Raw genomic sequence first — 18,316 nt, forward strand, 5'->3', positions numbered from 1 at the left:
TTTGCCCCCTTATTCACGATAGATCCCCGTACTGGGTTCATCACCGGCATAACCCCACGCGCGGTACATACCTTCGCTGTTAAACGGCAATGCCACGTTGCCCTCACGATCCACCGCAATTAACCCACCGATACCCCCCAGCGCGGGCAGTTTCTCCATCACCACGCGCTCACAGGCTTCGGCCAGGCTTAACCCGCCGTAATCCATCAGCGCGGTGATGTCATACGCCGCGAGGGCGCGAATAAACACTTCACCGGTTCCGGTGCACGACACTGCCGCCGTGGCGTTATTGGCATAGCACCCTGCCCCCGGTAATGGACTGTCACCTACCCGGCCCGGCAGTTTGTTGGTCATTCCGCCAGTCGACGTGGCCGCAGCCAGATTCCCGGCTTTATCAAGAGCCACCGCCCCTACCGTGCCCATTTTGCTGCGCTCATCGAGCGGCGCGGTATGGTCAAGCTGCGTCACGTTTGCCGAGCGCGCCTCAAGCAGCTGTTGATAACGCTCCGGCGTTGAAAACAGATCGGGAGAAACTGGCGTCATGCCATGTTCCGCGGCAAACGTCTCCGCCCCGGCCCCGGTCAGAAGAACATGCGGGCTCGCCTCCATCACCAGACGCGCGGCCAGCACCGGATTACGCAGATGACTCACCCCCGCGACGGCGCCCGCTTTAAGGGTGACACCGTCCATGACGCAGGCATCCAGCTCGTGCGTTTCATCGCGGGTAAAGACCGAACCAATGCCCGCGTTAAACAACGGGCACTCTTCCAGCAGACGTACCGCCTCGGTAACCACATCCAGCGCGCTCTCGCCCGCCTCCAGCATCCGCTGGCCCGTTTCCACAATGGCATACAGCGCATCAATATAACGTTTTTCCTGCTCGGGACTGAGCAGGGCACGGGTGATTGCCCCGGCGCCACCATGAATTGCGATTACCGCATTAACCATTCCCATCACCCGTTAGCCTGATTTGCGGCTTTTTCTATAAATATCATTATCGTCGCTGAAACTTCAGATGATTTTTGAATATAGAAAGACGCAACTGTGATGTAAAGCGTACACCCATCGGGTCATACAGTTAGTGGCACTTTTCTGCCATAATGGACGCTTTCGTCGTTACTCCGCAGGAGCCCACCATGGATTTTACCGCCGGACTGATGCCGCTTGAGGCGGCACTCACGCAGATGCTTGACCGAATTTCCCCCCTGCACGACCACGAGACGCTGCCACTGGTGCGCTGTTTTGGTCGTATTGCCGCGCGCGATATCATCTCTCCGCTTAACGTGCCTGGGTTCGATAACTCCGCAATGGACGGCTACGCGGTACGCCTGGCGGATATCCGGACGGATACGGCGCTGCCTGTGGCGGGTAAAGCATTTGCCGGTCAGCCGTTTAACGGTGAGTGGCCTGCGGGTACCTGCATACGCATCATGACCGGTGCCCCCGTACCGCCAGGCTGCGAAGCGGTGGTGATGCAGGAAGAGACCGAACAAACGGAAGCGGGCGTCCGCTTCACCGCAAGTGTTAAAGCGGGACAGAATATCCGTCGTACCGGTGAAGACATCACGCGTGGCGCAACGGTATTTGCCGCCGGGCAGAAACTGACGGTGGGCGAACTGCCGGTGCTGGCCTCGCTCGGCATTGCAGAAATTGACGTTATCCGTAAGGTACGCGTGGCGGTCTTTTCCACCGGCGATGAACTCCAGCTTCCGGGCCAGCCACTGCAGGACGGCCAAATTTACGACACTAACCGCCTCGCGGTACACCTGATGCTTGAACAGCTGGGGTGTGAGGTCATTAACCTTGGCATCATTGCGGATGATCCGGAAAAACTGCGCGCCGCGTTTATTAAAGCGGACCAGTCTGCGGACGTGGTAATTAGCTCCGGCGGCGTTTCCGTAGGTGAAGCGGATTACACCAAAACCATTCTTGAAGAGCTGGGGGAGATCGGCTTCTGGAAACTGGCCATCAAGCCGGGCAAACCGTTCGCGTTTGGTCAGCTGAAACACAGCTGGTTCTGCGGCCTGCCGGGTAACCCGGTTTCCGCCGCCCTGACCTTCTACCAGCTGGTCATTCCGCTGCTGGCAAAACTGTCTGGTAACCAGGCCCACCCGCTGCCGGTTCGCCAGCGCGTACGAGCGGCGACGCGCCTAAAGAAATCACCGGGCCGTCTTGATTTCCAGCGCGGTATTCTGACGCGCAACGCTGAAGGCGAGCTGGAAGTGAGCACCACCGGACACCAGGGCTCGCATATCTTCAGCTCGTTCAGCCAGGGCAACTGCTTTATCGTTCTCGAGCGTGAACGCGGCAGCGTGGAGCCGGGTGAATGGGTTGAGGTGGAAAGCTTTAACCACCTCTTCGGAGGCTAACATGACGGCTGAACTCAGCGACCAGGAGATGATGCGCTATAACCGCCAGATTGTTCTGCGCGGTTTTGATTTCGACGGCCAGGAAGCGCTTAAGGCAGCACGGGTGCTGGTCGTAGGGCTGGGGGGGCTGGGCTGCGCTGCGGCCCAGTATCTGGCCGCGGCGGGGGTGGGCAATATGACGCTGCTGGATTTTGATACCGTGTCGGTGTCGAACCTTCAGCGCCAGACGCTGCACAGCGACGCGACCCTCGGCCAGCCCAAAGTGGAATCGGCCCGCGCGGCGCTGGTGCGCATCAATCCTAACGTGAAGTTCACCCTGATTGACGCCCTGCTGGATGATGAGGCGCTGTCGGCACAGATAGCACGACACGATCTGGTGCTGGACTGTACCGATAACGTCACCATTCGCAATCAGTTGAATGCAGGATGTTTTGCCCACAAAACGCCGCTGGTCTCCGGTGCCGCCATTCGAATGGAAGGCCAAATCAGCGTCTTTACCTACGCCGGGGGCGAACCGTGCTATCGCTGCCTGAGCCGTCTGTTTGGCGAGAACGCCCTCACCTGCGTGGAGGCGGGCGTCATGGCTCCGTTAGTCGGCGTCATAGGTTCGTTGCAGGCTATGGAAGCGATCAAAGTGCTGGCGCATTACGGGACGCCTGCCGCGGGGAAAATCGTGATGTATGACGCGATGACCTGCCAGTTCCGCGAGATGAAACTGATGCGCAACCCCGGCTGTGAGGTATGCGGACGCTAAATGGTAGCCGGGCAAGCGTTAGCATAACCCGGCAACCGTATCAGAGCGTCGTTCTGCCAAACGCCCCTTGCCAGTCCTGCTCAAACTTCACTATTGCCGCATCCACCGCAGGCGAAGTAATAAATTGCTGAGCAACATCCAGCGGCAGGGTGATGGATTCACAACCTGCCAGCAGGCAGTCCAGTGCCTGACGCGGCGTTTTGAAGCTCGCGGCCAGCACTTTTGACTGCGGGGCATGCAGCGTCAGAAGCTGCTGCAGTTCAACCACCGTCTGGATCCCGTCCCCGCCCTGCGCGTCCACGCGGTTAACGTAAGGGGCAACATACTCAGCGCCCGCCAGCGCGGATAGCATCCCTTGTGCTGCACCGTACACCGCCGTACCCAGCGTCGGGATCCCTTCCGCTTTCAGCATTTTGATCGCCGCCAGACCTTCCGCCGTTACCGGCACTTTTACCACCAGGTCGTTGATAATGGTGCGCAGTTTACGCGCCTCTTCCACCATCCCTTCAGCGGTGGTCGCCATGACCTGCGCGAACAGGCGACCTTTCCCGCCGAGCGCATCCTGCAGCGCCGGTAGCAGCGCCTCGAGCGGCGTTTTCCCTGCCGCCACGATACTGGGGTTCGTGGTCACGCCCGCCAGCGGGAAGATACGCGCCAGCCGTTTCACTGCCGCGACGTCGGAAGTATCGAGATAAAGTTCCATGATGTAACCCTCAAATTTAGCCTGCACTTACCCTATCACGACAAAACCTGCTCAGGAGTTGACCTGCATCAAGATAACTTTCATTCGAAAGTTATTTAATCTTCATATGCAATATGAGAGGCGAAAACATGATCTTCAATATTCAGCGTTACTCTACCCACGATGGCCCCGGTATTCGTACCGTGGTGTTCCTGAAAGGCTGCTCGCTGGGCTGTCGCTGGTGCCAGAATCCGGAAAGCCGCTCCCGCCACCGGGATGTGCTCTTTGACGCGCGGCTGTGCCTGGAAGGCTGCGACCTGTGCCAGAAAGCGGCGCCGGGCATTATCGATCGTGCGCTGAATGGGCTGGTTATCCACCGTGAAAAGCTTAACGAAAAGACTCTCGACGCCCTCACCGACTGCTGCCCAACGCAGGCGCTCACCGTCTGTGGTGAAGAAAAGCAGGTTGAAGAGATTATGTCCACCGTACTGCGCGACAAGCCCTTCTATGACCGCAGCGGCGGCGGGATAACCCTGTCCGGCGGTGAACCGTTTATGAATCCCGATCTGGCTCATGCCCTGTTTAAAGCCAGCCATGAGCAAGGCATACATACCGCCGTGGAAACCTGTCTCCACGTGCCATGGCATTATATTGCACCGTCATTACCGTATGTCGATCTGTTCCTGGCGGACCTGAAACACGTTGATGGCAGGACGTTCAAACAGTGGACCGACGGTTCCGCCAAACGGATCCTTGATAACCTGAAACGCCTGGCCGCCGCCGGTAAACAGGTCACCCTCCGCGTACCGCTGATTCAGGGCTTCAACGCCGATGAAGCGTCGATTACCGCCATCACCAATTTTGCCGCAGACGAACTCAACGTCCGCGAGATCCATTTTCTGCCGTACCACACGCTGGGCATGAACAAATATACCCTGCTCGGCCAACCCTACTCTGCCCCTGATAAACCGCTGGATGATCCTGCGCTTCTGGACTTCGCACAGCAGTACGCCTGCCAGAAAGGGTTAACCGCGACCTTACGAGGATAAACTTATGACGACCCTGAATCTCAGCACCCTTAGCGAGCGCATAAAAGCACACAAAACGGCCCTCGTGCATATCGTGAAGCCGCCGGTCTGTACCGAGCGCGCCCTGCATTACACCGAGATGTACCAGCAGCATATGGACAAGCCGATCCCGGTGCGTCGCGCGCTGGCGCTGGCGCATCACCTCGCGCAGCGCACCATCTGGATAAAACATGATGAGCTGATCATCGGTAACCAGGCCAGTGAAGTCCGCGCCGCGCCAATTTTCCCGGAATACACCGTCTCGTGGATTGAAAAAGAGATTGACGATCTGGCGGACCGTCCGGGCGCAGGCTTTGCGGTGAGCGAAGAAAACAAGCGCGTATTGCATGAGATCTGCCCATGGTGGCGCGGCCAGACGGTGCAGGATCGCTGCTACGGCATGTTCACCGACGAGCAAAAAGGGCTGCTGGAAACCGGCATTATCAAAGCGGAAGGTAACATGACCTCCGGCGACGCACACCTGGCGGTTAACTTCCCGCTTCTGCTGGAGAAAGGCCTCGATGGTCTGCGCGACAAAGTGGCCGAGCGTCGTTCGCGTATCAACCTGACGGTGCTCGACGACCTTCACGGGGAACAGTTCCTGAAAGCGATCGATATTGTGCTGGAAGCGGTCAGCCTGCACATCGAACGTTTCGCCGCGCTGGCGCGTGAAATGGCGGCAACCGAATCCCGTGAAAGCCGTCGCGACGAGCTGCTGGCGATGGCAGAAAACTGTGATGTAATCGCCCATCAGCCGCCAACAACCTTCTGGCAGGCGCTGCAGCTGTGCTACTTCATCCAGCTTATTCTGCAGATTGAGTCCAATGGCCACTCCGTCTCGTTTGCCCGCATGGACCAATACCTCTATCCGTACTACCGCCGCGACGTGGAGCTGAACCAGAGCCTCGACCGCGAACATGCCATTGAGCTGCTGCACAGCTGTTGGCTGAAGCTGCTGGAAGTGAACAAAATCCGCTCCGGTTCGCACTCCAAAGCTTCAGCGGGTAGCCCGCTGTATCAGAACGTCACCATCGGTGGACAGACGCTGATCAACGGTGAGCCTATGGACGCAGTCAATCCGCTCAGCTACGCGATTCTGGAATCCTGCGGTCGCCTGCGCTCCACGCAGCCAAACCTGAGCGTGCGTTATCATGCGGGCATGAGCAATGACTTCCTCGACGCCTGCGTGCAGGTGATCCGCTGCGGCTTTGGTATGCCCGCGTTCAACAACGATGAGATTGTTATTCCGGAATTCATCAAGCTCGGCGTCGAAAAAGAGGATGCCTATGACTATGCCGCGATTGGCTGCATCGAAACCGCAGTGGGTGGCAAATGGGGTTATCGCTGCACCGGCATGAGCTTTATCAACTTCGCCCGCGTGATGCTGGCAGCGCTGGAAGGCGGCCGCGATGCCACCAGCGGTAAGGTATTCCTGCCACAGGAGAAAGCACTCTCTGCCGGTAACTTCGATAACTTCGAAGAGGTGATGGCAGCGTGGGATACCCAGATCCGCTACTACACCCGCAAATCTATCGAGATTGAGTATGTGGTGGACACGATGCTGGAAGAGAACGTCCCCGATATTCTCTGCTCAGCGCTGGTGGATGACTGTATAGAACGCGCGAAAAGCATCAAACAAGGCGGCGCGAAGTATGACTGGGTGTCAGGCCTGCAGGTGGGTATTGCTAACCTGGGCAACAGCCTGGCCGCGGTGAAAAAACTGGTCTTCGAACAGGGTACGATAGGTCAGCAACAGCTGGCCGCCGCTCTGGCCGATGATTTCGACGGGCTGACCCACGAGCAGCTGCGTCAGCGGCTGATCAACGGCGCGCCAAAATACGGTAACGATGACGACAGCGTGGATATGCTGCTGACCCGTGCCTACGAAACCTATATCGCCGAGCTGAAGCAGTACCATAACCCGCGCTATGGCCGTGGTCCGATTGGCGGTAACTACTATGCCGGCACGTCATCTATCTCCGCGAACGTGCCGTTTGGCGCGGCAACGATGGCAACCCCGGATGGACGTAAGGCGCATACTCCGTTGGCAGAAGGAGCCAGCCCGGCCTCCGGTACTGACCACCTCGGCCCGACGGCGGTAATTGGCTCTGTCGGCAAACTGCCAACCGAAGCGATCCTCGGCGGGGTACTGTTAAACCAGAAGCTCAATCCGTCGACGCTGGAAAATGACAGTGACCGTCAGAAACTGATGGTGCTTCTGCGTACCTTCTTTGAAGTGCACAAGGGCTGGCATATTCAGTACAACATCGTTTCGCGTGAAACGCTGCTGGAAGCGAAAAAACACCCGGACCAGTATCGTGACCTGGTGGTGCGCGTCGCAGGGTACTCCGCGTTCTTTACCGCCCTGTCGCCGGATGCGCAGGACGATATTATTGCGCGTACCGAGCACACGCTTTAACTCTCTTCAGACTTATGCCCTCTCCCATCAAGGAGAGGGAACCTGTCTTTAAGCGGCAATTTCGGTTGCCGCTTTGCTTTGACTTTCGAATGAAATTAAATTTGTGCTCTCCGTCACCTTGTTATTAGAATGTTTCAAACGCAGTGACTCAGGAGCACAGTATGACCGTAAAAGTTATCGTCACCGATATGGACGGAACTTTCCTTGATGATGCCAAGCAGTACGACCGCGACCGCTTTCAGGCACAGTTTGAGCAGCTTAAAGCCCGTGATATTGAATTTGTTGTCGCCAGCGGCAACCAGTATTACCAGCTCATCTCCTTCTTCCCGGAACTGAAAGATCAGATCTCCTTCGTGGCGGAAAATGGCGCGCTGGTGTTCGATCACGGTGAGCAGATTTTTCACGGTGAACTGACCCGCCATGAGTCGCAAATTGTCATTGGCGAGTTGCTGAAAGACAACGCGCTCAACTTTGTGGCCTGTGGGCTGGAGAGCGCCTACGTCAGCGAACGGGCGCCAGACGCGTTTGTGGCGCTCATGTCAAAGCACTACCACCGCTTAAAACGCATCCGTGATTACCGCGAAATTGACGACGTGCTGTTCAAATTCTCCCTGAATTTGCCGGACAGCGATATCCCGAATCTTGTCGACAAACTGCACGTCTCCCTCGACGGGATTATGAAACCCGTCACCAGCGGTTTTGGGTTTGTCGATTTGATTATCCCGGGCCTGCACAAAGCCAACGGTATTAGCCGTCTGCTGAAGCGCTGGAAAATCTCCCCACAGGCGTGCGTGGCCATCGGCGACAGCGGCAACGATGCGGAAATGCTGAAGCTGGTGAAATACAATTTTGCCATGGGCAACGCGGCGCAGAGCATCAAAACGATCTGCCGCTACAGCACGGATGACAACAACCATCAGGGCGCACTGAATGTGATTCAGGCCGTGCTTGACGACCACTCCCCGTTCGACGCGTAATCTCTCTCTTGCCGGAGCACTGCTCCGGTACCTCACTCTTTTTCCATCCTGTGGAACACGTCAAATATTTAAACTTGCATTAACTAATTTTTAACTTAAAGTATCACTTGTAGATATTTTTACTTTCGAATGAAAGATGCGAGGCAGTTATGACGTTTACCAGTGAAAGTTTGCCTGCGGACCATAAAGCAGCGATTCGTCAGTTGAAGCGTGAACTACGTGCGCAGATCGGAGACGTTCAGGCGGTATTCGACACGCTCAGCGATAAAATCGCGACCCGCGTGGCGGAAATTAATGCCCTGAAGAACAAAGGTGAAACCGTCTGGCCGGTTATCCCGTTTGCGGATGTGAAAAACGGGACGATCACCCAGGCACAGCGTGACGCGGTCAAACGCCGTGGCTGCGCGGTGATTAAAGGACACTTCCCTCGCGAGCAGGCGCTGGCGTGGGATCAATCGATGCTCGACTACCTCGATCTCAACCGGTTTGATGAGGTCTATAAAGGTCCGGGCGATAACTTCTTTGGTACCTTAACCGCCTCACGTCCGGAAATTTATCCTATCTACTGGTCGCAGGCGCAAATGCAGGCCCGGCAGAGTGAAGAGATGGCGCAGGTACAGTCGTTCCTGAACCGTTTATGGACCTTCGAGAGTAATGGCAAACAGTGGTTCGATCCGGACGTCAGCGTCATTTATCCGGACCGTATTCGTCGTCGCCCACCGGGTACCACCTCTAAAGGGCTGGGCGCGCATACCGATTCCGGCGCGCTGGAGCGCTGGCTGCTGCCGGCCTATCAGCAGGTCTTTGCCCGCGTTTTTGACGGCAACGTGGATAAATACGATCCGTGGAACGCCGCACACCGTACCGAAGTGGAAGAGTACACCGTGGATAACACCACAAAATGTTCTGTATTCCGCACCTTCCAGGGCTGGACGGCGCTGTCAGATATGATCCCGGGTCAGGGGTTGCTGCATGTGGTGCCTATTCCGGAAGCGATGGCCTACATTCTGCTGCGTCCGCTGCTGGATGATGTCCCGGAAGATGAACTCTGCGGCGTCGCGCCGGGACGTGTCCTGCCGGTCTCCGAGAAATGGCATCCGCTGTTAATCGAAGCGCTGAGCAGCATCCCAGCACTGGAAGCAGGCGATTCCGTGTGGTGGCACTGTGACGTGATCCACTCCGTTGCACCGGTGGAAAATCAGCAAGGCTGGGGCAACGTAATGTATATCCCTGCCGCCCCGATGTGCGAGAAAAACCTCGCCTATGCGAAAAAAGTGAAAGCAGCGCTGGAAACCGGTGCATCGCCGGGCGATTTCCCGCGCGAAGATTATGAAAAAAACTGGCAGGACCGCTTTACCGTGAACGATCTGAATATTCACGGCAAGCGTGCACTGGGCATGGCTTAATTGTCGTATAACCCTTCCCGCTCCACGGCGGTACGTCGTTTCCCCTGACGTATCCGCCGGACAGATCCCCGCACGGCCAGCGTGCCGTTAAGCAATAATGTTCCCACCGGCGCATCCGGGCGCATCAGCCGTTGCTGAAGCATATGCACCGCTTCGGTTCCCAGTTCATCGCGCGGTACGTGCACCGCCGTGAGCGGAACATCCTGAATGGCCGCCAGATTAAACCCGTCAATGCTCATCACCGAGATATCCTGCGGCACGCGCAAGCCCTGTTTTTGCAGCGCACTGATGGTGCCCGCCGCCATAAAATCGCCGCCGACCAAAAATGCGGTGGGCAGATCCTTACCCTGCATTTGACGGAGCCAGGAGGTGACCAGCTCTTCCGTTTCACGCGCGCTGAAGCTCGGAGCCACCAGCAGATCGCGTTTATCGTTGAATTTCAGGTTGTGAGATTGCCACGCATCGCGGATCCCGGCCAGACGCAGTTCCATGGTGTAACGCCGCAGGCAGAGGACATTCATCACCTCACGGTGTCCCATTTCAAACAGATAGTCCGCGGCCCGCTCACCTATCGCGCGGTGGTCCGGTGCCACTGCAGGCAGGCGCATATGCCGGTCGCGGCAGTTAATCAGCATGCAGGGTTTACCCACATCCACCGCCAGATCGTAGATATGCGGATCGTCGATACCGAGAAGAATAGCGGCCTGTGTCTCCGGCTCGTTCATCCGTGCCAGAAAAAGCTGTGCGTCGCTGTCATTCTCTTCCAGCGCGCAATAACGCAGACGGACATCGTGGGAAGCAAGGCCTTTACTCACGCTCTGGATCACCCGGTAGTAAAAGATGTCGGACCGCTCGTCAAAGGCGCGCTGTGGCGCAAAAACCACCAGGCTGTTGAGCAGCAGACGCCCCGCCGCCAGACCGTCCATCACCCCCAGCTCCCGCGCGCAGGCCAGCACCCTGGCGCGCGCTTTTTCACTGGTGTTCGCTTTTCCTGCCAGCACCCGCGACACGGTGCTGATGGAGAGCTGCGTGCGGGCGGCAATTTCGGTGATTTTTAGCCTTTTGTCCATTTTGTGATCTGGCTCCATTTGCGAAATGAAAAAATTTTCATAGCGTACTCATCAGGCAGTAACGGGCATAAAAAGCATCATGCCAGATGATTTATGTCATTGATGAGAAATTTTGCACAAAATCCACTATTGCCCGCTCATTTTCTCCCTTAAGGTGAATTTGTCACACCACTTCCATACTAGTTGTATAGCAACTTCTAAATTAAAACGGATAGAAATCAAAGCCATAAAAATCTGTGTGACACCTGAACCTCCGTCCCCTTACCGTCCGTCTTGTGGAGAGTAAAATGAGTCAGGACATCAATAACACCGTTGCGACAAGCAAAACCCGTCGCGTCATTAAGAACCTGCGCTGGTATGTGCTGGTGCTGTTCTTACTGGGCGTCACCGTTAACTACATCACCCGAAACTCGCTGGGTATTCTCGCCCCTGAGTTGAAAGAGAGCCTTGGGATCACCACCGAGCAATACTCCTGGATCGTCGGGGCATTTCAGATTGCCTACACCATTTTCCAGCCTCTGTGCGGCTGGTTGATCGACGTGATTGGTCTGAAAATTGGCTTTATGGTTTGCGCCGGGATCTGGGCGCTGATGTGTATTTTCCACGCCGGGGCGGGCAGCTGGCTGCACCTGGCTATCTTGCGCTTCTTTATGGGTGCTTCTGAAGCGGCCGCCACGCCGGCGAATGCGAAAACCATTGGCGAGTGGTTCCCGAAATCGGAACGTCCTGTCGCGGCCGGGTGGGCGGGCGTAGGGTTCTCCATTGGCGCGATGCTGGCACCGCCCATCATCTATTTCGCGCACGCCTCGTTTGGCTGGCAGGGCGCGTTTATGTTTACCGGCGTGCTGGCGCTGCTGTGGGTGATCCTCTGGTGGGCTTTTTACCACAACCCGGAACAGCATCCGAACCTGAGCAAGGACGAGCTGGCGTTTATCAAGCAGGATAACGAACCGCCTGCGGTAAAACTGCCCTTCCTCACCGCGCTGAAAAATGTCTCCAAAAATAAGCGCTTCTACGGTATCGCCCTTCCGGCGTTTATGGCCGAACCGGCCTGGGCCGTGCTGAGCTTCTGGGTTCCGCTGTATCTCGCCAAAGAGCACGGCATGGATTTGAAGCAGATTGCGATGTTTGCCTGGCTGCCGTTCCTTGCCGCGGACCTCGGCAGCGTGGCAAGCGGCTACCTCACCCGTCTGTATGCCCGACTGTTCGGCTGCAGCCGTGTGAACTCGGTGGTGGCCAGCTCCGTCACCGGCGCATTCCTGATGATCTCCCTGGCGGTCGTGGCCATTACCCGCGACCCGTATATCACCATCGTGCTGATCTCCATCGGCGGTTTCGGGCATCAGATCATCTCCTGCATGCTCAGCGCCCTGGTCGTGGAGTCATTTGATAAAGGTCAGATGGCGACCGTTAACGGCATGCGCGGCTCGGCGGCCTGGATCGCCAGCTTCCTGTTCTCCCTGTTAATTGGGGTGACCGCCGACAAAATCGGCTTTAACCCGCTCTTTATTGCCATGGGGTTCTTTGACCTGATTGGCGCTGTTTTCCTGGTGGCATTTATTGCTGAACGTCGCGCCAAGCGCGCCTGATAGTGGATGTATTGCGTATGAAAACCCTGAAAAACTGGACCGTTGATAAGCAGTCGGCAAATCATCTGGAACTGCTGGTCGATAACCAGCATCGTCTGTGCCTGTATGTGCTGGAAGAAAATCTGTTCCGCGTGCTGATTAAACGCAAAGGTGAGCTGACGCTGGATCGCACCTGGAGCATCGCCCCGCAGCAAGATGTGCCGTGGGAAGGTCGCCGCCGCGACGACCTGAGTGGTTTCACCTGCCCCTCCTGGACGCTAACGCAGCAGGACGACGTACTGACGGTTGCCACCGAACAGCTGCGTGTGACCGTGCATCAGCCGCTGTGGCTGGAGTGGCACTACCGCAATGAGGCGGGTGAGTGGCAGCCACTGGTCAACGACCGTCCAACCAGTGCCTATCTGCTGAATGCCCATGGCGACGGTGCGGCGCACTACCTGAGCCGCCGCAAGGATGAACGCTTCTACGGTCTGGGTGAGAAAGCCGGCGATCTGCAGCGTAACGGTAAACGCTACGAGATGCGCAACCTCGATGCAATGGGCTACAACGCGGCCAGCACCGATCCTCTGTACAAACATATTCCGTTCACCCTCACCCGTCGCGATGACGTGAGCTACGGTCTCTTCTACGACAACCTGAGCAGCTGCTGGCTGGATCTGGGCAACGAGATTGACAACTATCACACTGCCTATCGTCGCTGGCAGGCGGAAGCGGGCGACATCGATTACTACTTGTTCACGGGAAAACGGGCGCTGGACGTGACCAAAGCTTTCGTGCGTCTGACCGGGAAAACGCTCTTCGGGCCGAAATGGAGCCTGGGCTACAGCGGTTCGACCATGCATTACACCGACGCGCCGGATGCGCAGAACCAGCTGATGAACTTTATTCGTCTGTGCGAAGAACATGCTATTCCCTGCGACTCATTCCAGCTCTCTTCGGGCTATACCTCGATCAACGGCAAGCGCTACGTCTTTAACTGGAACCACGACAAGGTGCCGCAGCCGAAGGTGATGACCCAGGCTTTCCACGACGCGGGGTTAAAGCTGGCGGCCAACATCAAGCCATGCCTGCTGCAGGATCACCCGCGCTATAACGAAGTTGCGGAAAACGGGTTGTTCATCCGCGATTCAGAAACCGACGCGCCAGAACGCTCTAGCTTCTGGGATGACGAAGGTTCTCACCTCGATTTTACCAACCCACAGACGGTGAAATGGTGGCAGGAAGGGGTAACCACGCAGCTGCTTGAGATGGGGATTGACTCCACCTGGAACGACAACAACGAATATGAAGTGTGGGATGGCGAAGCCCGCTGCCACGGCTTTGGCAAGGAAATCGCGATCAAGCACATTCGCCCGGTGATGCCGCTGCTGATGATGCGTGCCTCACTGGAAGCGCAGCAGCGTTTTGCCCCGGAAAAACGTCCGTATCTCATTTCCCGCTCCGGCTGCGCGGGCATGCAGCGTTACGTCCAGACCTGGAGCGGCGATAACCGTACCAGCTGGGACACCCTGCGTTATAACACCCGCATGGGTCTGGGAATGAGCCTGTCCGGGCTGTTTAATGTGGGTCATGATGTCGGTGGTTTCTCCGGCGACAAACCCGACGCGGAACTGTTCGTACGCTGGGTGCAAAACGGCGTGATGCATCCGCGCTTTACCATTCACTCATGGAATGATGACCACACCGTTAACGAGCCGTGGATGTATCCGGGCGTGACGCCGGCTATTCGTGGTGCCATTGAATTACGCTATCGTCTGCTGCCGTACCTTTATACCCTGCTCTGGCAGGCGCATGCCGACGACGAACCGATGCTACGCCCGACCTTCGTCGACCACGAACACGATGCGCAGACGTTTGAGGAGAACGATGATTTCCTGCTGGGTCGCGACCTGCTGGTGGCCAGCGTGGTGGAGGCCGGGCAGCGCGAGCGACGCGTCTGGCTGCCGGATAACGAAACGGGCTGGTACGATTTTTACACCCACGAGTGGTTCGCTGGCGGGCAGTGGATCGTACGTGATGCGCCGCTGGAGAAATTGCCGCTGCTGGTACGTGCCGGTGCGGGTCTGCCGCTCAGCGAACGCATTACGCATGTCAGCGCGGAAAAAGACACTACCCGTGAGCTGAAACTGTTCCCGGTGAAAGGCGTCGGTTCAACCGCGGGCCTGCTGTTTGAAGACGATGGTGAAAGCTGGGGCTATCAGAACGGCAATGCGCTGTGGGTGGAATGGGACATGGCATGCGACGGTGCCACCATCAACCTGAAGGTCAGTGCGCGGGGAGATTATCGTCCGGCGTGGAAAGCGCTGAAGATATCGTTACCGGCCGGGGAAAAACGCACGCTGCTGGTGAATGGTATTGAAGGGAGTGAATGGGTGGTCTAGTACAGCCTGATGCCCTCTCCCTGTGGGAGCGGGCATCAAACACAGGCCCGGTAGGCGTAGCGCCACCGGGCTTTTTTTAACTCTCGATACCTTTACTGCGCAGGTAATCTTCGTAGTTACCGGTGAAGTCCACCACGCGCTCAGGCGTAATTTCGATCACGCGGGTCGCCAGCGAGCTGACGAATTCACGGTCGTGAGAGACGAAGATCAGGGTCCCCTGATACATCTCCAGCGCCATGTTCAGCGATTCGATAGATTCCATATCCAGGTGGTTAGTCGGTTCATCCATCACCAGGATATTAGGTTTTTCCATCATCAGTTTACCGAATAGCATGCGCCCTTTTTCACCACCGGACAGCACTTTAGCAGGCTTCTTGATGTCGTCCTGGCTGAACAGCAGACGACCCAGAATGCTGCGCACTGCCTGCTCGTCGTCGCCTTCCTGCTTCCACTGGCTCATCCAGTCGAAGACGGTCAGGTCGTTTTCGAACTCGTATTCATGGTCCTGTGCGTAATAACCAATCTGCGCGTTTTCAGACCACTTCACGGTACCGTTATCCGGCTGCAGTTCGCCGACCAGGGTTTTCAGCAGGGTGGATTTACCCACGCCGTTGGCACCCAGAATGGCGATCTTCTCGCCCACTTCCAGCAGCAGGTTAAAGTTTTTAAACAGCGGACCGTTTTCAAAACCTTTAGCCAGGGCTTCAACTTCCAGCGCATTACGGAACAGTTTCTTGTCCTGCTCGAAGCGGATGAATGGGTTCTGACGGCTGGACGCTTTCACTTCATCAAGCTTGATCTTGTCAATCTGACGCGCACGAGAGGTCGCCTGGCGAGATTTAGAGGCGTTCGCGCTGAAGCGGCTGACGAAAGACTGCAGATCAGCAATCTGGGCTTTCTTCTTGGCGTTATCCGCCAGCAGACGTTCACGCGCCTGCGTGGCTGCCGTCATGTACTCGTCGTAGTTGCCCGGATAAACGCGCAGCTCGCCGTAGTCCAGGTCCGCCATGTGTGTACACACCATGTTCAGGAAGTGACGGTCGTGCGAGATGATGATCATGGTGCTGTCGCGATCGTTCAGCGTCTGCTCCAGCCAGCGGATGGTGTCGATGTCCAGGTTGTTCGTCGGTTCGTCGAGCAGCAGGATATCCGGATTGGAGAACAGTGCCTGCGCCAGCAGAACACGCAGTTTCCAGCCTGGCGCGACTTCACTCATCGGGCCGTAATGTTGTTCTACCGGAATACCCACACCCAGCAGCAGCTCGCCCGCACGCGCTTCCGCAGAGTAGCCATCCATTTCGCCGTACAGCACTTCGAGATCGGCCACTTTGTAGCCATCTTCTTCGCTCATCTCCGCCAGAGCGTAGATGCGATCGCGCTCCTGCTTCACTTCCCACAGCTCCGCGTGTCCCATGATAACGGTGTCAAGGACGGTGAACTCTTCAAAGGCGAACTGATCCTGACGCAGCTTACCGATGCGCTCGTTTGGATCGAGCGAAACGTTGCCCAGCGTCGGCTCTAAATCACCGCCGAGGATTTTCATAAAAGTAGATTTACCGCTACCGTTGGCGCCAATCAGGCCGTAACGGTTGCCGCCGCCAAATTTGACGGAAATGTTTTCGAACAGCGGCTTACTGCCAAACTGCATAGTGACGTTGCTGGTAACTAACACGGGGAGATTCCTGCGAAAAGTGTGATAAACACGGCATTATGCCACAATTCCGAATTGAGATCCCGCGTTGCGGCAATCCGCTAAACTTTAACAAAATCGAAAAAAATGTGATTTCGTACACATCTGAATTCCCTGTTAGCGGGAATGCACATATAATGCGCTCCCATCAAGATTCAGACTTATCAACTCATCGCCGGAATGGCTTAGATACCTCGCACAACATGAACATGAAATTAACAACGCTTTTTGCGGCGGCGTTAGCCGTAGTAGGTTTTTGCAAAACCGCTTCTGCGGTGACTTATCCGCTGCCGACAGACGGTAGCCGTCTGGTTGGTCAAAACCAGGTGGTGACGGTGCCTGAAGGTAACGCTCAGCCACTGGAATATTTCGCGGCGCAGTACCAGTTGGGCCTGTCTAACATGCTGGAAGCGAATCCGGGTGTTGACCCGTATCTGCCTAAAGCCGGTACCGTGCTGAACATTCCTCAGCAGCTGATCCTGCCGGATACCGTCCATGAAGGTATCGTCATCAACAGCGCGGAAATGCGTCTGTATTACTACCCGAAAGGCACCAACACGGTTATCGTGCTGCCAATCGGTATCGGCCAGCTGGGTAAAGACACCCCAATGAACTGGACGACCAAAGTTGAGCGTAAGAAAGCAGGCCCAACCTGGACGCCAACCGCCAAAATGCACGCAGAGTACATCGCTGCGGGTGAACCCCTGCCAGCTGTTGTACCGGCAGGCCCGGATAACCCAATGGGTCTGTACGCGCTGTACATTGGCCGTCTGTACGCGATTCACGGGACCAACGCCAACTTCGGTATCGGCCTGCGCGTAAGCCACGGCTGCGTACGTCTGCGTAACGAAGACATCAAATTCCTGTTCGAAAACGTGCCGGTCGGTACCCGCGTCCAGTTCATCAACGAACCGGTTAAAGCGACGTCTGAGCCGGATGGCAGCCGTTACATTGAAGTACACAACCCGCTGTCCACCAGCGAAGACCAGATCAACAACAACGAAATCGTTCCGGTTACGCTGAACAGCGCGGTGCAGTCCGTGACCTCTCAGCCGGATGTAGAGACAGCGATTGTTGACCAGGCCGTTCAGAACCGTTCTGGTATGCCAGTGCGTCTGAACTGACCCTCTGCCCGGTGGCGCTTTGCTGACCGGGTCTGAGAATAAAAAAGCGGGCTCTGATGCCCGCTTTTTTTTATCCGTTATTGACGATAACTATCCCGCCGTGGTCGTAACGGTAGTGACAGTGGGCATACTCAAGCGGTGTGCCATCCTCCAGATAGATAACCTGCTCCACCTCCAGCACCGGATCGGTCTGCTCGCAGATAAGGTGTTGCATATCCAGCGCGTTCGGTTTTAGCGCCCGCACCACCCGGTACGACCCCATAATTTTCAGCCCCAGCGTCTCCTGCACGTAGCGGAACACGGAGCCTTCAAGATGGCTTTTATTCAGACCGGGCACCAGATTAAGCGGCATTACGGTGGAGTCCAGCGACATCGGCTCACCGTTGAGCAGACGCAGCCGAACAAAGTCATAGACAGGCGCATCGGCGTTAATCATCAGCGAGGCCTGCTCCTTCTCGTTTGGAAAACGCAGCTCGAAATGGACCACGACGCTGGAAACGGTGCCCAGATGCTCCCAGGTTTTTGTTGCGCCGAAGTAGTCGCTGCCGGAAAGATCCCACTGCGAGAGTTGCAGGAAATTTTTGCGGATAAACGTCCCCTGCCCCTGACGGGTATAGATCAGCCCTTCCACAATTAACTGGCGTATGGCCTGCTGTATGGTCATCCGGCTGGTGCTGAACTCCGCCGCCAGGGCAAACTGGTCCGGGAGCGGTTCGTTGGCGGCGTATTGCTGGCTAATAATGCGTTTCTTAATTTCCCGCGCTATGGTGATGTACTTCGCCGCCATC

At 56.6% G+C, this 18,316-nt stretch carries 14 protein-coding genes; 9 read left to right on the forward strand and 5 right to left on the reverse strand.

Annotated features, from left to right (window positions below; all coding sequences use genetic code 11):
* Positions 1 to 9: 9 nt before the first annotated feature.
* Positions 10 to 948, reverse strand: a complete 939-nt coding sequence (gene iaaA / locus L466_RS05975) for a beta-aspartyl-peptidase (RefSeq protein WP_032679658.1) — start codon at positions 946 to 948, stop codon at positions 10 to 12.
* A gap of 188 nt (positions 949 to 1,136) precedes the next feature.
* Here iaaA and moeA point away from each other — a divergent pair, with 188 nt between their 5' ends.
* Together moeA and moeB are read left to right on the forward strand one after the other, a co-directional pair.
* On the forward strand, positions 1,137 to 2,369 hold the full coding sequence (gene moeA, locus L466_RS05970; protein ID WP_032681372.1) for a molybdopterin molybdotransferase MoeA: 1,233 nt from the start codon (positions 1,137 to 1,139) through the stop codon (positions 2,367 to 2,369).
* 1 nt (position 2,370) lies between these two features.
* Positions 2,371 to 3,123, forward strand: a complete 753-nt coding sequence (gene moeB / locus L466_RS05965) for a molybdopterin-synthase adenylyltransferase MoeB (RefSeq protein ID WP_032681373.1) — start codon at positions 2,371 to 2,373, stop codon at positions 3,121 to 3,123.
* 40 nt (positions 3,124 to 3,163) lie between these two features.
* Here moeB and fsa read toward each other — a convergent pair whose 3' ends face one another.
* A complete protein-coding gene (gene fsa, locus L466_RS05960; protein ID WP_020884894.1) occupies positions 3,164 to 3,826 on the reverse strand; it encodes a fructose-6-phosphate aldolase in 663 nt (220 codons plus the stop codon).
* A gap of 128 nt (positions 3,827 to 3,954) precedes the next feature.
* Here fsa and L466_RS05955 point away from each other — a divergent pair, with 128 nt between their 5' ends.
* The 4 genes from L466_RS05955 to L466_RS05940 all read left to right on the forward strand — a co-directional run bounded on the left by L466_RS05955 (position 3,955) and on the right by L466_RS05940 (position 9,674).
* Positions 3,955 to 4,854 (forward strand): glycyl-radical enzyme activating protein, encoded by a 900-nt coding sequence (locus L466_RS05955; RefSeq protein ID WP_032681375.1) that lies wholly within the window; start codon positions 3,955 to 3,957, stop codon positions 4,852 to 4,854.
* Between the two features lie 4 nt (positions 4,855 to 4,858).
* On the forward strand, positions 4,859 to 7,291 hold the full coding sequence (locus L466_RS05950) for a formate C-acetyltransferase/glycerol dehydratase family glycyl radical enzyme (RefSeq protein ID WP_025204613.1): 2,433 nt from the start codon (positions 4,859 to 4,861) through the stop codon (positions 7,289 to 7,291).
* Between the two features lie 161 nt (positions 7,292 to 7,452).
* Entirely contained in the window at positions 7,453 to 8,268 is an 816-nt protein-coding gene (locus L466_RS05945) for a Cof-type HAD-IIB family hydrolase (protein WP_025204614.1), read from the forward strand.
* 149 nt (positions 8,269 to 8,417) lie between these two features.
* A complete protein-coding gene (locus tag L466_RS05940) occupies positions 8,418 to 9,674 on the forward strand; it encodes a DUF1479 domain-containing protein (protein WP_014169275.1) in 1,257 nt (418 codons plus the stop codon).
* Here L466_RS05940 and L466_RS05935 read toward each other — a convergent pair.
* On the reverse strand, positions 9,671 to 10,744 hold the full coding sequence (locus tag L466_RS05935) for a LacI family DNA-binding transcriptional regulator (RefSeq protein ID WP_032681377.1): 1,074 nt from the start codon (positions 10,742 to 10,744) through the stop codon (positions 9,671 to 9,673). The genes L466_RS05940 and L466_RS05935 overlap by 4 nt on opposite strands.
* A gap of 287 nt (positions 10,745 to 11,031) precedes the next feature.
* Here L466_RS05935 and L466_RS05930 point away from each other — a divergent pair, with 287 nt between their 5' ends.
* Both L466_RS05930 and L466_RS05925 read left to right on the forward strand, forming a co-directional pair.
* Entirely contained in the window at positions 11,032 to 12,333 is a 1,302-nt protein-coding gene (locus tag L466_RS05930; protein ID WP_020884899.1) for an MFS transporter, read from the forward strand.
* Between the two features lie 17 nt (positions 12,334 to 12,350).
* Positions 12,351 to 14,714 (forward strand): glycoside hydrolase family 31 protein, encoded by a 2,364-nt coding sequence (locus L466_RS05925; RefSeq protein WP_032681378.1) that lies wholly within the window; start codon positions 12,351 to 12,353, stop codon positions 14,712 to 14,714.
* Between the two features lie 76 nt (positions 14,715 to 14,790).
* Here the strand turns inward: L466_RS05925 and L466_RS05920 are convergent, their stop codons facing one another.
* Positions 14,791 to 16,386 (reverse strand): ABC-F family ATPase, encoded by a 1,596-nt coding sequence (locus L466_RS05920; RefSeq protein WP_014169271.1) that lies wholly within the window; start codon positions 16,384 to 16,386, stop codon positions 14,791 to 14,793.
* A gap of 221 nt (positions 16,387 to 16,607) precedes the next feature.
* On the opposite strand from L466_RS05920, the gene ldtB reads away from it, so the two are divergent.
* Positions 16,608 to 17,528: a L,D-transpeptidase gene (ldtB, locus tag L466_RS05915; RefSeq protein ID WP_025204618.1), complete on the forward strand. Its 921-nt coding sequence runs from the start codon at positions 16,608 to 16,610 to the stop codon at positions 17,526 to 17,528.
* Positions 17,529 to 17,598: 70 nt separating this feature from the next.
* On the opposite strand, the gene L466_RS05910 is transcribed toward ldtB, so the two are convergent.
* Positions 17,599 to 18,315, reverse strand: coding sequence for a GntR family transcriptional regulator (locus tag L466_RS05910; protein WP_014169269.1), 717 nt, complete (start codon positions 18,313 to 18,315; stop codon positions 17,599 to 17,601).
* Position 18,316 lies beyond the last annotated feature (1 nt).

The sequence above is a fragment of the Enterobacter sp. BIDMC 30 genome, from assembly GCF_000534355.1.
GTDB lineage: Bacteria > Pseudomonadota > Gammaproteobacteria > Enterobacterales > Enterobacteriaceae > Enterobacter > Enterobacter ludwigii.

What these genes read in the sequence shown, in the direction of transcription:
- moeB (WP_032681373.1), top strand. Translation starts at nt 2,371, where the DNA reads ATGACGGCTGAACTCAGCGACCAGGAGATGATGCGCTATAACCGCCAG.
- L466_RS05930 (WP_020884899.1), top strand. Translation starts at nt 11,032, where the DNA reads ATGAGTCAGGACATCAATAACACCGTTGCGACAAGCAAAACCCGTCGC.
- L466_RS05940 (WP_014169275.1), top strand. Translation starts at nt 8,418, where the DNA reads ATGACGTTTACCAGTGAAAGTTTGCCTGCGGACCATAAAGCAGCGATT.
- ldtB (WP_025204618.1), top strand. Translation starts at nt 16,608, where the DNA reads ATGAACATGAAATTAACAACGCTTTTTGCGGCGGCGTTAGCCGTAGTA.
- L466_RS05935 (WP_032681377.1), bottom strand. Translation starts at nt 10,744, where the DNA reads ATGGACAAAAGGCTAAAAATCACCGAAATTGCCGCCCGCACGCAGCTC.
- L466_RS05945 (WP_025204614.1), top strand. Translation starts at nt 7,453, where the DNA reads ATGACCGTAAAAGTTATCGTCACCGATATGGACGGAACTTTCCTTGAT.
- L466_RS05950 (WP_025204613.1), top strand. Translation starts at nt 4,859, where the DNA reads ATGACGACCCTGAATCTCAGCACCCTTAGCGAGCGCATAAAAGCACAC.
- moeA (WP_032681372.1), top strand. Translation starts at nt 1,137, where the DNA reads ATGGATTTTACCGCCGGACTGATGCCGCTTGAGGCGGCACTCACGCAG.
- fsa (WP_020884894.1), bottom strand. Translation starts at nt 3,826, where the DNA reads ATGGAACTTTATCTCGATACTTCCGACGTCGCGGCAGTGAAACGGCTG.
- L466_RS05910 (WP_014169269.1), bottom strand. Translation starts at nt 18,315, where the DNA reads ATGGCGGCGAAGTACATCACCATAGCGCGGGAAATTAAGAAACGCATT.
- L466_RS05955 (WP_032681375.1), top strand. Translation starts at nt 3,955, where the DNA reads ATGATCTTCAATATTCAGCGTTACTCTACCCACGATGGCCCCGGTATT.
- iaaA (WP_032679658.1), bottom strand. Translation starts at nt 948, where the DNA reads ATGGTTAATGCGGTAATCGCAATTCATGGTGGCGCCGGGGCAATCACC.
- L466_RS05925 (WP_032681378.1), top strand. Translation starts at nt 12,351, where the DNA reads ATGAAAACCCTGAAAAACTGGACCGTTGATAAGCAGTCGGCAAATCAT.